The 13,261-nt window shown below is 61.8% G+C and carries 16 protein-coding genes; 6 read left to right on the forward strand and 10 right to left on the reverse strand.

The window, feature by feature from the left end; genetic code table 11:
- Position 1 precedes the first annotated feature (1 nt).
- Positions 2 to 643: a YqgE/AlgH family protein gene (locus YH63_RS04815; RefSeq protein WP_430641367.1), complete on the reverse strand. Its 642-nt coding sequence runs from the start codon at positions 641 to 643 to the stop codon at positions 2 to 4.
- Positions 644 to 811: 168 nt separating this feature from the next.
- On the opposite strand from YH63_RS04815, the gene YH63_RS04820 reads away from it, so the two are divergent.
- Together YH63_RS04820 and YH63_RS04825 are read left to right on the forward strand one after the other, a co-directional pair.
- A complete protein-coding gene (locus YH63_RS04820) occupies positions 812 to 1,672 on the forward strand; it encodes a protein-disulfide reductase DsbD domain-containing protein (protein ID WP_046828586.1) in 861 nt (286 codons plus the stop codon).
- A gap of 131 nt (positions 1,673 to 1,803) precedes the next feature.
- Positions 1,804 to 2,289 (forward strand): peroxiredoxin, encoded by a 486-nt coding sequence (locus YH63_RS04825; RefSeq protein ID WP_046829751.1) that lies wholly within the window; start codon positions 1,804 to 1,806, stop codon positions 2,287 to 2,289.
- Between the two features lie 104 nt (positions 2,290 to 2,393).
- On the opposite strand, the gene rnhA is transcribed toward YH63_RS04825, so the two are convergent.
- From rnhA to ispH, 3 genes are all read right to left on the reverse strand, one after another.
- Positions 2,394 to 2,840 carry a ribonuclease HI gene (gene rnhA / locus YH63_RS04830; RefSeq protein ID WP_137325286.1) on the reverse strand — a complete coding sequence of 149 codons (447 nt, stop codon included), beginning with the start codon at positions 2,838 to 2,840 and terminating at the stop codon, positions 2,394 to 2,396.
- Between the two features lie 14 nt (positions 2,841 to 2,854).
- Positions 2,855 to 3,835, reverse strand: a complete 981-nt coding sequence (locus YH63_RS04835) for a homoserine kinase (RefSeq protein WP_046828584.1) — start codon at positions 3,833 to 3,835, stop codon at positions 2,855 to 2,857.
- 81 nt (positions 3,836 to 3,916) lie between these two features.
- Entirely contained in the window at positions 3,917 to 4,888 is a 972-nt protein-coding gene (ispH, locus tag YH63_RS04840; RefSeq protein ID WP_046829750.1) for a 4-hydroxy-3-methylbut-2-enyl diphosphate reductase, read from the reverse strand.
- Positions 4,889 to 5,085: 197 nt separating this feature from the next.
- On the opposite strand from ispH, the gene YH63_RS04845 reads away from it, so the two are divergent.
- Both YH63_RS04845 and YH63_RS04850 read left to right on the forward strand, forming a co-directional pair.
- The gene (locus tag YH63_RS04845; protein ID WP_046828583.1) at positions 5,086 to 5,787 is read left to right on the forward strand and encodes a DUF1013 domain-containing protein; all 702 of its coding nucleotides are present in this window, start codon (positions 5,086 to 5,088) and stop codon (positions 5,785 to 5,787) included.
- Between the two features lie 55 nt (positions 5,788 to 5,842).
- Positions 5,843 to 6,085 carry a hypothetical protein gene (locus YH63_RS04850; protein WP_046828582.1) on the forward strand — a complete coding sequence of 81 codons (243 nt, stop codon included), beginning with the start codon at positions 5,843 to 5,845 and terminating at the stop codon, positions 6,083 to 6,085.
- A 544-nt stretch (positions 6,086 to 6,629) separates the two neighbouring features.
- Here YH63_RS04850 and YH63_RS04855 read toward each other — a convergent pair.
- The 6 genes from YH63_RS04855 to YH63_RS04880 form a co-directional block, all read right to left on the reverse strand.
- Positions 6,630 to 7,301 carry a DsbA family protein gene (locus YH63_RS04855; RefSeq protein ID WP_083992636.1) on the reverse strand — a complete coding sequence of 224 codons (672 nt, stop codon included), beginning with the start codon at positions 7,299 to 7,301 and terminating at the stop codon, positions 6,630 to 6,632.
- 34 nt (positions 7,302 to 7,335) lie between these two features.
- Positions 7,336 to 7,548, reverse strand: coding sequence for an alkylphosphonate utilization protein (locus tag YH63_RS04860; protein WP_046828580.1), 213 nt, complete (start codon positions 7,546 to 7,548; stop codon positions 7,336 to 7,338).
- A gap of 167 nt (positions 7,549 to 7,715) precedes the next feature.
- Positions 7,716 to 7,985 carry a hypothetical protein gene (locus YH63_RS04865; protein WP_046828579.1) on the reverse strand — a complete coding sequence of 90 codons (270 nt, stop codon included), beginning with the start codon at positions 7,983 to 7,985 and terminating at the stop codon, positions 7,716 to 7,718.
- 199 nt (positions 7,986 to 8,184) lie between these two features.
- Positions 8,185 to 8,391 (reverse strand): DUF6494 family protein, encoded by a 207-nt coding sequence (locus YH63_RS04870; protein WP_046828578.1) that lies wholly within the window; start codon positions 8,389 to 8,391, stop codon positions 8,185 to 8,187.
- 135 nt (positions 8,392 to 8,526) lie between these two features.
- A complete protein-coding gene (locus YH63_RS04875; RefSeq protein ID WP_046828577.1) occupies positions 8,527 to 10,437 on the reverse strand; it encodes a propionyl-CoA synthetase in 1,911 nt (636 codons plus the stop codon).
- Between the two features lie 139 nt (positions 10,438 to 10,576).
- Positions 10,577 to 11,269: a DUF1850 domain-containing protein gene (locus tag YH63_RS04880; protein ID WP_046828576.1), complete on the reverse strand. Its 693-nt coding sequence runs from the start codon at positions 11,267 to 11,269 to the stop codon at positions 10,577 to 10,579.
- A 361-nt stretch (positions 11,270 to 11,630) separates the two neighbouring features.
- Between YH63_RS04880 and YH63_RS04885 the strand changes: the two genes are divergently transcribed.
- Together YH63_RS04885 and YH63_RS04890 are read left to right on the forward strand one after the other, a co-directional pair.
- Complete coding sequence (locus YH63_RS04885; protein WP_046828575.1) at positions 11,631 to 12,653, forward strand: Bug family tripartite tricarboxylate transporter substrate binding protein; 1,023 nt, start codon at positions 11,631 to 11,633, stop codon at positions 12,651 to 12,653.
- Positions 12,654 to 12,717: 64 nt separating this feature from the next.
- Positions 12,718 to 13,191 carry a hypothetical protein gene (locus tag YH63_RS04890; protein WP_246658117.1) on the forward strand — a complete coding sequence of 158 codons (474 nt, stop codon included), beginning with the start codon at positions 12,718 to 12,720 and terminating at the stop codon, positions 13,189 to 13,191.
- Positions 13,192 to 13,261: the final 70 nt, after the last annotated feature.

Consider the following 13,261-nt stretch of genomic DNA (forward strand, 5'->3'; position numbering starts at 1 on the left):
CCTAGGCGTGACCGGCTTCGTTCGACAGCATCGCCAGATCGATGCCGATCTTCTCCAGCGCGCGCTGATACTTGTCCTCGGCATCCAATCCGAAAATCAGATCCGCATCGGCGGGACAATGCAGCCAGCCGTTGTGCTGGATCTCGTTCTCAAGCTGGCCAGGGGCCCAGCCGGCGTAGCCCAGCGCCAGGATGGCGTGCTTGGGGCCTGATCCGGCGGCAATGGCCTTGAGAATGTCCAGCGTCGCAGTGAGACAGATGCCGTCATCGATCGGCAGTGTCGCGTCCTTGATGAAGAAATCGCTCGAATGAAGCACGAAGCCGCGGCTGGTATCGACCGGTCCGCCTTTCAGGACCTTCATGTCCTCGGCGCTGCCGCGCAGCTTGATCTGATCGGCTTTGTTGATGATGTCGAGTTGCACCAGCAGTTGCGGGAAGTCGATGCTGCCGGCGGGACGGTTGACGATGATGCCCATCGCGCCTTCGGACGAATGGGCGCACAGATAGATCACCGAGCGAGCAAAGCGCTCATCGTCCATCACAGGCATAGCAATCAGCAACTGACCGTCGAGATAACCAACGCCGGATGTCTCGCCTTCAGCCACGATCTGACCACCAGCTGGCTTTTCGGTCTTCTTGCGCATGGCCTTCATTCGCAAACGACTCTCACGCTGTTCAACCATCCTGATATCGGGTGTCTGTTCTGTCAATCAAGCGCCGGCGCGGCGCGGTGAGCGACGTTTGGTCGCGAAAAAGACCGGATCACAGGCAATTCAATGGTTCACGGGGATACCACCCTGTAAGGAAGTGTGATGACGCTTACGGTTCCCTTTCGCGCAGCTTCCAGCATCGCTCTGGCCGCACTCGCTTGCCTCGCTCCCCTGTGCGCGAGCGCGCAGGACGTTTCGCCGTGGATCAAGGACACGCACTCCTCGGTGCGGCTGATCGCCGGTTCGCGCAGCGGCGGCGTGCTGCTCGGCGGCATCGGTTTCCAGTTGCAGCCGGGCTGGAAAACCTACTGGCGCACGCCGGGAGATTCCGGTGTGCCGCCGCGGATCGATTTCGCGAAATCCGACAATGTCGAATCCGTCAAAATCCTCTGGCCGGTGCCGATGCAGTTCCCCGATGGCGCAGGCGGCATCTCGTTCGGCTACCAGAACCAGGTGCTGCTGCCGTTACGGATTATTGCAAAGAGTCCTGACAAGCCGGTGACGTTGCGCGCCGAGATCAACTACGCGGTGTGCGAAAAGCTCTGCATCCCCGTCGAAGCGCGGGCGGAGCTTGCCTTTGTCAGCGTCGCCAGCACCGAGGACAGCGCCATTGCCGCGGCTCTCGAAACCGTGCCGAAGCCGGCCAAAGTCGGCGACACAGGCCCGCTCGCCATTCGCGACGTCCGGCGCGAGGGCAAGCTGGTGCTGGTCGATGTCGCCGTGCAGGACGACAAGACCGCGAGCGGCAACAAGGACAAGGGCGTCCAGCTCTTTGCCGAAGGCCCGACACCGGATTGGGCCCTGCCCGTCCCCAAGCTTATCAAGCGTGAGGCCGCCGGCGTTCAGCGCTTCGAATTCGAACTCGACGGACTTCCCTCGGGCGCAAGCGCCGAACGCGCCACGCTGAAGCTGACGGTCGCCGGACCGGGCGGTGCCTATGAGGTCAACGCCACGCTGCCATAGCAAACGGCCTGAGATCGCACCGCAGCATGCGGCGGACGGCCGGCGAATTGCGCATCTTCCATTCGCAGAACGTGTTCCCACTCTTGTGGAAACCGCGCTATGACACTGCATCGATCCCACGGAGAGTACCGATGACCATCAAAGTTGGCGACAAGCTGCCCGAGTCCAAGTTTCGCGTCATGACCGCGGAAGGCCCGCAGGTCAAAACCACCGATGATATTTTCAAGGGCAAGAAGGTCGCGCTGTTCGCCGTGCCCGGCGCCTACACCGGCACCTGCCACAAGATGCACATGCCGAGCATTTTCCTGAATGCCTATGCCCTCAAGGGCAAGGGCGTCGACACTATCGCCGTCGTGTCGGTCAACGATGCATTCGTCATGAATGCCTGGAAGCGCGACACCGACCAGCGCGACGAAGCGGTTTTCCTCGCCGACGGCAATGCCGAATTCGCCAAGGCGATCGGCATGGAACTGGATGCGTCCGGCAACGGCCTCGGCATCCGCTCCAAGCGTTACTCGATGCTGGTGGACGACGGCACGGTGAAGATCCTCAACCTCGAAGCTGTTCCGAGCAAGGTCGAGGTGTCCGGCGGCGACACGCTGCTGTCGCAGCTTTGAGAATTACGTCATTGCGAGCGTAGCGAAGCAATCCAGAAAGAACTGGATTGCTTCGTCGCTTCGCTCCTCGCAATGACGATTGTGGCGGAGCCGATAAGGCCGCCTTACCTGTTCTCCGCCAGCCCATCGCGCGCCAACTGATCGGCTCGTTCGTTCTCGGCGTGACCGGCATGGCCCTTGATCCAGTGCCAGCGCACAGCGTGCGGCTTCAGCGCTGCATCGAGCCGCTGCCATAAGTCAGCGTTCTTCACCGGCTTCTTGTCGGCGGTGCGCCAGCCGTTGCGCTTCCAGTTGTGTATCCAGCTTGTGATACCTTGACGGACGTACTGGCTGTCGGTGGTCAGATCGACCGACGCCGGCTTCTTCAAGGCTTCCAGCGCCGAAATCGCCGCCATCAACTCCATGCGGTTGTTGGTCGACGGATTTTCACCGCCCTTCAGTTCCTTCTCGACATCGCCGAAACGAAGGATCGCGCCCCACCCGCCCGGACCCGGATTTCCGGAGCACGCGCCGTCGGTGAAGATCGTCACATGCGGCAGGTCTTTATGCAAAGGCTTTGCGTCGCTCACGCCACGAACCCGGACTGTTCGACGCCGTAGTCGTTCATGCTCTTCACGCCCTGATGGAAGCGCAGCTTGCGGACATATTCGAGCGGGTCCTTCGGCTTGACCATCGCGCCGGGCGGCACGTTGAGCCAGTCCACCAGCCGCGTCAGCAGGAAGCGCATCGAAGCCCCGCGCGCCAGCAGCGGCAGCGCGTCCTGCTCGGCCGCGGACAGCCCGCGCTCGCGCGTATAGGCGTTGAGGAAGGCGCGCGCCTTGGTGACATTGAAGGAATGATCGATCTCGAAACACCAGGCGTTGAGGCAGATCGCGACGTCGTAGGCGAGCATATCGTTGCAGGCGAAATAGAAGTCGATCAGTCCCGACAGCTTGTCGCCGAGGAAAAACACGTTGTCCGGAAACAGATCGGCATGGATCACGCCTTTCGGCAGATCGCCGGGCCAATGCTGTTCGAGATGATCGAGTTCGGCGCCGAGCAGTGCGCGCAAACCATGCTGCACGCCGTCCGCACGCGCTGCCGCCTGATCGAACAACGGGCGCCAGCCTTTCACCGAGAGCGCGTTGGCGCGCGACATTTTGAAATCCGCGCCGGCCAGATGCATCTTTGCGAGCGCCGCACCGACACCGGCGCAATGCGCCACGTTCGGACGGCGCGGCCACATTCCCTCGAGAAAGGTAATGATCGCGGCCGGGCGTCCGGCCAGCATGCCCAGCGCCTCGCCCTGCCTGTTCACGACAGGCTGCGGGCAGGTGATGTTGTGGGATGCGAGATGACCCATCAGCCCGAGAAAAAACGGCAGATCGTTCTTGGCGACGCGCTTCTCGTACAGCGTCAGGATGAAAGAGCCCTGGCTGGTGTGCACAAGATAGTTGGAATTCTCCACGCCCTCGGCGATGCCCTTGTAGGACAACAGATCGCCGATCCCGTAAGGGGCGAGAAATTCGGTCAGTTCTTCGGCGGTGACGTCGGTGTAAACCGCCATCTGGGGTCTCGATTCCGCTAGTGGTCTGATTTGAGATTTCTAGACGAATTCGCGACCAAGCGACAGACCCGTTGGCGCGGCTTACTCCGCTGCGTCGTGCCGCAGCGGGCGCGGCAGCGGGAAGAATTCGTTTTCCTGCGCGGCGGATACGGTTTCGACGCTCAGTTTGTAGTGAGCAGCGAACGCATCCATGATCTCCTCGACGATGACTTCCGGCGCGGACGCACCCGCCGTGATGCCGAGGGTCTTGATGCCTTCGAATTTCGACCAGTCGAGTTCGGACGCGCGCTGCACCAGCACCGAGACCTTGCAGCCCTCGCGCTCGGCGACCTCGCGCAGGCGCTGCGAATTCGACGAGTTCGGCGAACCAACGACGATCATGGCTTCGACCTGCGGCGCGACCTTCTTCACCGCAAGCTGGCGGTTGGTGGTGGCGTAGCAGATGTCTTCCTTGTGCGGTCCGTCGATGTCCGGGAAACGCTCCTTCAGCACGGCGACGATTTCCGCGGTGTCGTCGATCGACAGGGTGGTCTGCGTCACGAACGCCAGCTTCGACGCATCCTTCGGCTCGAAGGTCCGCGCCGCGTCCATGGTCTCGATCAGGACGACTGCGCCCTTCGGCAACTGGCCCAGGGTGCCGACCACTTCCGGATGACCGGCGTGGCCGATCAGGATGATTTCGCGGCCGCGCTTGAAATGGATCGCCGCTTCGCGGTGAACCTTGGTGACCAGCGGGCAGGTCGCGTCCAGCGTGAAGAAATTGCGCTTGACGGCCTCGTTGGGGATCGCCTTCGGCACGCCATGGGCGGAAAACACCACCGGAGCGTCGGTCTCGGGAATTTCGTTCAGTTCCGCGACGAAAATGGCCCCTTTTTCGCGCAGGCTCTCCACCACATAGCGGTTATGCACGATTTCGTGACGGACATAGACCGGCGCGCCGTAGAGCTTCAGGGCGCGTTCCACGGTGTCGATAGCCCTCACGACGCCGGCACAGAACCCCCGGGGGGAACAAAGCACGACTGAAAGCTGCGGTTTTTGAGCGTCAGGGGTCATTTTTGAGCCGGAATCAAGCATTTTGGGAGCTAAGGATGGGACTTGGGGCCGCAGTCCCCGTTCTGTCAAGGGCGATCAAAACCATTGAACGGTCTGCCCTCCGCAGACTATATAGGGACGAATTCCCGTCATCACCGATGACCAGACGGCTTTACCCCCCAAAAAATCTGGCGGGCGAAGCGTAAAGGAGATTTGCCATGAGCAACGCACCGCTGATGCCGAAGGCGACTGCCGTATGGCTGGTTGATAACACCGCGCTGACCTTCGACCAGGTCGCCGAGTTCACCAAGATGCACCCGCTGGAAATCCGCGCCATCGCGGACGGCGACGCGGCGCAGGGCATCAAGGGCATGGACCCGATCTCGACCGGCCAGCTCTCCCGCGAAGAAATCGAAAAGGGCGAAGCCGACCCGGACTATCGCCTGAAACTCGGCGAATCCAAGGTGATCCTGCCGTCGCCGGCGAAGAAGAAGGGCCCGCGTTATACCCCGGTGTCGCGCCGCCACGAGCGGCCGAGCGCGATCCTGTGGCTGGTGCGCAGCCATCCCGAATTGAAAGACAGCCAGATCATGCGCCTCGTCGGCACCACCAAGACGACGATCGCCAGCGTGCGCGACCGCACCCACTGGAACGCCTCGACCCTGACGCCGATGGACCCGGTGACGCTCGGCCTGTGCTCGCAGATCGAACTCGATTTCGAAGTGCAGCGCGCGGCCAAGGAAAAGCCCGCGGCCACGCAGTACGGCGGCGCGACCCTGCTGCCGGCGTCCGAGACCACCCGCAAGGAAGCCGAGCACGAGATCGCCACGACCACCGAAAAACAGCGCGACGACATGAATGTCGATGCCGTGTTCGCCAAGCTGAAGACCATCGGCGGCAAGAAGGCCGAAGACGAATAGCTTTCGCCCCAAACGGGGTATGACGTCACCGCTCAAGGAGTGGTACAGGAGTGTGATGCGCCACCGCGTCACGCTCCTTTTTGTTGCTGCGACCCTAACCGGCCTTGCGGCCGCGACCGTCCCGGCGCGCGCCCAAAAGATCGTGGACCCCAAGACGGTCGCGCCCGAATTTCGCGAGGCTGCCGAAAAGCGCCAGGCCGAACAGCTCAAGCTCAACGAATGCAACAACGCCGCGAAGGTCGCAAAAATTCAGAAGCGCGACATGGCGCAGTACGTGGCGGAATGTTTCGATAAGTAGGCTGAGAAACTGCAGTAATCGCTCCCAACAAGCTACATTCACATCGTCGTCCCCGCGAAAGCGGGGACCCATACTCCCTACGCCGTCGATCCTGACGAAGACTTCGTCACTACATCCTACCGACCCAGAACATTCAGAGGTTATGGGTCCCCGCTTTCGCGGGGACGACACTAAGGTTGTATCTGGGGCGTGTGCTCACGCCGAAACCATCTCGCGGCGCGATTGAACGCGTCCGAGTTGTGATGGGCTCCGCGCCGATGCGCGAAGGCGATGGAGCCTCGGGAGGCGCCGGGGTGTTGGCGAGACACCCGTAAGGCGAGCCTTGCGATCGGCCCGCCTGCGCGATCTTGCGAGGACCGCGCGCGCCAAATGACTTTGGCGCTGCACCTCCCGGCGCTCCACCGTCGTCACTTCGCGTGTCATTCCCGCCGTTCATGAGACGGCGGGAGACAACGAAAACGACAATAGGAATATAGTCCAGATCGGATTTTGTCAAGCGACCCGCAAGCCGACGCTCACGGTGGCCGGCGCCAGATGCAGAGAATTACTTCCCCTTCGCGCCACCCTGTTTCGCCGCCTTGCGCGCATCCGCAATCGCCAGCTTGAACTGCTCCGCGGTCAGCCCGCCCGGCACGCGGAAGGTGCCGACCACGAACGCGGGCGTGCCGCGAAAACCGAACTCTTCCGCTTGCGCGTTGTTGCGCTTGAGCAGACCATCGATCGCGGGCTTGTTGGCCGCAAGATCGGCCTTGGCCTTGGCAAGGTCGACACCGGCCGTCGTCAGGGCTTCATCGATGACAGCTTCGGTCAGGCGGCCGACCTTTGCCATCAGCGCACGGTGGGCGGCCTCATACTTGTTCTGATATTTCGCGGCCAGCACCAGCCGCGCAGCATATCCCGACGGTTCGCCGAGGATCGGCCAGTCCTTAAATATCAGCCTGATCTTCTTGTCCTCGTTCACCACCTGATCGAGCACCGGCGAGATCTTCTTGCAGTACGGACACTGGTAATCGAAATACTCGACAATGGTGATGTCGCCCTGCGGGTTGCCCAGCACCGGATTTTCAGGGTCGCGCAGCACCGCGTCCTTGCTCAGCACATCGGAGGCAGCGCCCTGCTCCTGCGCCGGCGCGGTTTGCGCGGACTCGAAAGCCAGCAGCATCACCGCAAGCGCCATGACGGCGAAGCTAAGGGCATGTCGTGCGACAAGTTTCATCAGGATCAGCTTTCAAAGTTCAAAGCGCGGGACGTTACGCCTTCTTGAGGAATTCCGTGCGCAACACGAGGCCCTTGATCTTGTCGGTGCGGCCCTCGATCTCGTCTTCATTGTCCGTGAGGTGAATGTTCTTCACTACCGTGCCGCGCTTGAGACCGCTGGATGAGCCCTTCACCTTCAGATCCTTGATGACCGTGACGGTGTCGCCCTCTTTCAGCTCGGTGCCGTTGCTGTCCCTGACCGCCATGATGTCTCCCTTGATAGGCGCGGCATCAGTGCGGCGCTGGTGTCCCGTATCCGACGTTCGCTTGCCTCCGCAGCGCCTTCCGAGCGAACGTCGGATACGGAAGGACACCAGCAAACTATAATTCCAGTGATCCTTTGCGAATGTCAGAACCGGATCACTAGCCAGCCTTATCGCGGATTGTTGAGCATGTCTTCCGCGAGATTGCGGTGAGCGCGCTCGATCCGCGAACCGCCTCCGGACGCCCGGCTGCTCTGGACATCGCGGTCTTTCCGGCACGCCGCATAGGCGGATGAGCCGGGCTCGCCGCTGTTGGCGCGGCAATACGCATCGTCATCCACGGTTGCCTGTGGCGACGTGTTTCGTTCAAATTGTGCGCAGGCCGAGAGCAGCAGGGCCACGGTGGCGAAAGCCATCATCATACGGAATTTTGTCTGCATCAGGCGACCACGAACAGGTTTTCAGGTTTCGTCATGGCCGGGCTTGTCCCGGCCATCCACGTCTTTGACCGCCACAACCGGCAAAAGCAAGGCGTGGATCACCGGGTCAAGCCCGGTGATGACGATTGTGATTGCCTCACGCTCTGAGGCCCATCTCGCAACAATCGTCCAAAATTCCGAAGAAACTGCGTCCGGTCGCCTACGCGAGTTCAAGGTCACCGTCGACAGTGAACGTCAGATCGACGCCGCCGACCGTGAGCACCATCTTCGCAGGCAGCTTTTCGCTGCCCTTGAGACGGCCGGAAGCGACCGCATCGCGGACCGCCTTCTCGATCTCGCGCTGCGAGGTGACGCCGACCTGCTTGAGAAACTTTCGCACGCTGGTGTTGAAGACATCCTCGTTCATGGTGATCTCCTGGTGTGGTTCATCTCGCGAAACGATTCCATTTCCGCTCGTCCCCGCGAAAGCGGGGACCCATGCTCTAAAATTCTGGATTCCCGCTTTCGCGGGAATGAGCGGAGAGAGCATTGAACCTGATTGCTAGGTTCGGCCCTGCAGCGCCGTTGTGATTTCATCCAGTACCGCGGGGTCTTCGATGGTCGCGGGCATGCTCCACGGTTCGTGGTCGGCGATCTTCTTGATGGTGCCGCGCAGGATCTTGCCCGAGCGCGTCTTCGGCAGCCGCGCCACGGTGATCGCAAGCTTGAACGCGGCCACCGGGCCGATCTTCTCGCGCACCAGCGCGACGATCTCCTTCTCGATTTCCGCCACCGGGCGCGTCACGCCGGCCTTCAGCACGAGCAGGCCGCACGGCACTTCGCCCTTCACCGCGTCTTTAATTCCAAGCACGGCGCATTCGGCGACATCCGGATGCGACGCCAGCACCTCCTCCATGCCGCCGGTGGAGAGCCGGTGCCCCGCGACATTGATGATGTCGTCGGTGCGGCCCATGACGAAGATGTAGCCGTCCTCATCCTTGTATCCGGCGTCGGAGGTTTTGTAGTAGCCGGGGAATTCGTTGAAGTAGGCTTCCTTGCAGCGCTCGTCCTGCTGCCACAGCGTCGGCAGGTTGCCGGGCGGCAGCGGCAGCTTGATGACGATCGAGCCCATGGTGTTCGGTGGCAGCGGCTTCGCCGCTTCATCGACAACGTCGACCTGATAGCCAGGCATCGGCACCGTCGGCGAGCCGTGCTTCACCGGCAAAGCGCCGAGGCCGACAGGATTGCCGGCGATGCACCAGCCGGTTTCGGTCTGCCACCAGTGATCGATCACCGGCACCTTCAATTGTTTCTCGGCCCAGTCCACCGTCGGCGGATCGGCGCGCTCGCCGGCGAGAAACAGCGTGCGGAATTTCGACAGATCGTATTTGCGGATGAACTCGCCGTTCGGATCTTCCTTCTTGATGGCGCGGAAGGCGGTCGGCGCCGTGAAGAACGCGACGGCGTTGTGCTGCGAGATCACGCGCCAGAACGCGCCCGCATCCGGCGTGCCGATCGGTTTGCCCTCGTACATGATCGAGGTCGCGCCATGAAACAGTGGGCCGTAGATGATGTAACTGTGGCCAACCACCCACCCGATGTCGGAGCCGCACCACCACACCTCGCCGGGCTTGACGCCGTAGAGATTGAACATCGACCATTTCAGCGCGACCAGATGACCGCCGTTGTCGCGCACCACGCCCTTGGGCTTTCCGGTCGTGCCAGACGTGTAGAGAATGTACAGCGGATCGGTCGCCAGCACGGGCACGCAGGCGGCGGTTTTCTTCGCCTTGACGGCCGCGTCGCGCAGTTCGTTCCAGTCGTGATCGCGGCCCTTGACCAGATCGCAGGTTTCTTGCGGGCGTTGCAGGATGATGCAGGCCTGCGGCTTCATGCTGGAAAGATTGATCGCCTCATCCAGCAGCGGCTTGTACTTGACGATGCGGCCGGGCTCCAGGCCGCAGCTTGCGGACATAATGAGTTTCGGCTCGGCGTCCTCGATGCGGGTTGCAAGTTCTTTCGCCGCGAACCCGCCGAACACCACGGAGTGAACCGCGCCGATCCGCGCGCAGGCCAGCATCGCCACCATCGCCTGCGGCACCATCGGCATATAAAGAATGACGCGATCGCCCTTCACCACGCCGAAATCCTGCATCACGGCACTGAGCGTCTGCACCTCATGCAAGAGTTCAGCGTAGGTGAACCTGGTGACGGTGTTGGTCAGCGGCGAGTCGTGAATCAGCGCGGTCTGGTTAGCCCGCCCGCCTGCAACGTGACGGTCCAGCGCGTTGTAACAGGTGTTGACCACGGCGCCCGCAAACCAGCGGCCATAGAGACCTTGCGATGGATCAAAAACCTTCTTCGCCGGTTCGATCCAGTCGATCTCGCGCGCCGCTTCAGCCCAAAATCCTTCCGGATCGCGCAGCGAACGCGCATGGGCTTCGGCGTAACGGCTATTGGAAATAGTGGTCATTGAACGGTCTCCGGGCGCGACACCTTCGTCATGGCCGGGCTCGTCCCGGCCATCCACGCCTTGTTTTCGTCAACGTAGAAGACGTGGATGCCCGGAACAAGTCCGGGCATGACGAACTTTGATCGTTCGTTCGCCGCACCTATTTGGCGGCGTCTTTCCCCTTCAGCGGCATCTGTGCACCGGCGCGTTCGATCTCGCTGAAAAGGTTCTTGCGATTGGCGCGCGCGACCTCATAGTCCGGCTTCAGCTTGAGCGCGGCGTCGAAATCCGCCAGCGCCCGGCGGCGGTCGCCCTTGGCGCGCCAGGCCATACCGCGGCCGTTGAGCGCCTCCACCAATGCCGGCTCGACCTTCAACGCCGCATCGTAATCGGCGATGGCGCGGTCGAGTTCGCCCTTGACGTTGAAATCGTCGCCGCGCGCCAGCAGCGTTTTCGCGTCCACCGCCTTCGCGGCCTGGTCCGGCTTGCACACGCTCATCGTCGCGACGCTCACGCCGACAGGCCGTCCGAGAACCGCAGACAACTCCCGGCACGTCCCATCGATACAAAGCCGCCGCTCGCCTGCGAGCCCGGATTTTCCCAGCGCGACCTCCGGCAACATCGGCAATTGCGGCTTCCAGCGAAACCAGCCGTCAACCAGCCGCGCGTCGGGCGGCGGCTCCATGCCCGTGCCTGCCCCGTTGACGCGCACCTCGACGATTTCGAGACCCTGCGGCGTCACGCGCCAGTCCTCCTGCCATTCGATCTTCTCGACCGAATGGGTCCATGTCAGCATGAACGACGCCATCGCCAGCGATTTGACGACGCCCGCGGTGGCGAGACACAGGCTCACATCATCACCTCAGAGCTCACTTTTCCTTTTTGAATTTTGCGGGAAATTGGACGGATGAGCGGGCCCGGTCAATCCGAAGCACGCGAAAGAAAGAACGACGAATGCGTCACCGGGACATAGACGTTCGTCTAGGGGAAGGCCGCTCGGAGAAATGCTTTGCTGCACCGCGATGGGGAACCCCGTCATGCGGCCACAACACCGTACCCCGGGAATAAGGTTGCCATAAGGTTGCGGCCGATCTGTCATCATCGCTCGCATGGTCAAGGTGACCGGCTTGCTCTAGAAAGCAGATAGCGTCGAAACATATGGCGCAACAAGCAAGGCCCGTACGACAGACGGGCGGGATGGAGACTCAAAGAATATGACTAAGCGACCGACTTCCGTACTTTCTCATTCAGCATCGCGTATCACCCGCCGCTCCGTTCTCGCAGGCGGTGCCGCAGCACTCGCCGCGACGCCCTTCCTCAGCAGTACGTCAAAGGCCGCCGCGTGGCCGGAACGCCCGGTGAAATTCGTTGTGCCTTTCGCCGCAGGCGGCACCACCGACATTCTCGGACGGCTTGTGGCACAGAAGCTGTCGGAAGAGTACGGCCAGCAGTTCATCATCGAGAACAAGACCGGCGCGGGCGGCAACATCGCCGCCGACTTCGTGGCGAAGTCCGAACCCGACGGATACACCTTCATCGTGGGCACGCCCGGCACTCATTCGATCAACAAGTTTGTTCAGAAGAACATGCCTTACGATCAGCTCAAAGACATCCAGCCGGTCACCATCATCGCGCGTGTCCCGAACCTGATGTCGGTCAATCCCGAAGTCCCGGCGAAATCGGTTGCCGAATTCATCGCGCTGGCGAAATCGAAGCCCGGCCAGTTGTTCTACGGCACGCCGGGGCTCGGCAGCACCGCGCATCTGTCGACCGAGCTGTTCAAGTCGATGACCGGCATCGACATCGTGCATGTTCCCTACAAGGGCAGTGCGCCGGCGCTCACCGATCTCGTGGCAGGCCGCGTGCATGTCATGATCGACAACCTGCCGGCGGTGCTTCCCTTCGCCGAGAACAACAACGTGCGCCCGCTGGCGGTGAGCACCGCGGAGCGCTGGCCGCTGCTGCCGAACATTCCGCCCATCGGCGAAACCGTGAAGGGCTATGACGCCTCCTCGTGGTTCACCGTCGCGGCGCCAGCCAAGGTGTCGAAGGACATCGTGATGAAGCTCAACGCGAGCATCATCAAGTACATCAAGTCGCCCGAAGGAATCGAGCGCATCCGCAAGCTCGGCGGCGAGCCGATCGGCAACACGCCCGAGGAAATGCAGGCATTTTGCATCTCGGAAATGGAAAAGTGGGGCAAGGTCGCCCAGTTCGCGAAGATCGAGCCTCAGTAACGCCCCGGTTCCGGGCGCCGCGGCGGTCATTGTCCGCCGCGGCGTCGGAACATTCTTGCCGGCAGTGCGTATCACAACCTTCGCAGGCACCCGCGCCGAGTTCATGTCGCAACCGGACCGAGCAGAAGCTGTTACGCTGACCCGGCTTATCTGGCCGGTTCTGAGCAGCGTTGTCCTTGTCGCGCTGATCGCGGCGGCGGCGATCCTGATGTCCTATAAAATCGAAACGCCGCCCGACCATGCGCGCGTCATCGCCGACGAGCAGCGGCTGACCTATGCAAGCACACCGTGCGTGCTGTTCAACAAGCTGGACCGCGAAGTGATCGCCAACCGCACCGAGATCAGCGATCCGTCGAAACCGCTTCAGCTCTTTTCCTACGCCAGCGAGAAAACCATCGCCGACGTCAAGGCCGACAAGAAATGGTCGCGCGACACGGCCTGCGACTACGTTACCGGCTTCGACCAGATCGTCACGGTGTGGATGCGCCTGATCGGTTACCGCTCCCGCTGGGCCGACGACGGACAATGGCGCTGGTAGCAAATCTCTTTCCAACACGCTCCGATTGGAACACATTCGTGTTTCATATCGCGATTCAGCCAGCCCGTTT

Origin of the sequence: Afipia massiliensis (assembly GCF_001006325.2) — a bacterium.
Classification (GTDB): domain Bacteria; phylum Pseudomonadota; class Alphaproteobacteria; order Rhizobiales; family Xanthobacteraceae; genus Afipia; species Afipia massiliensis_A.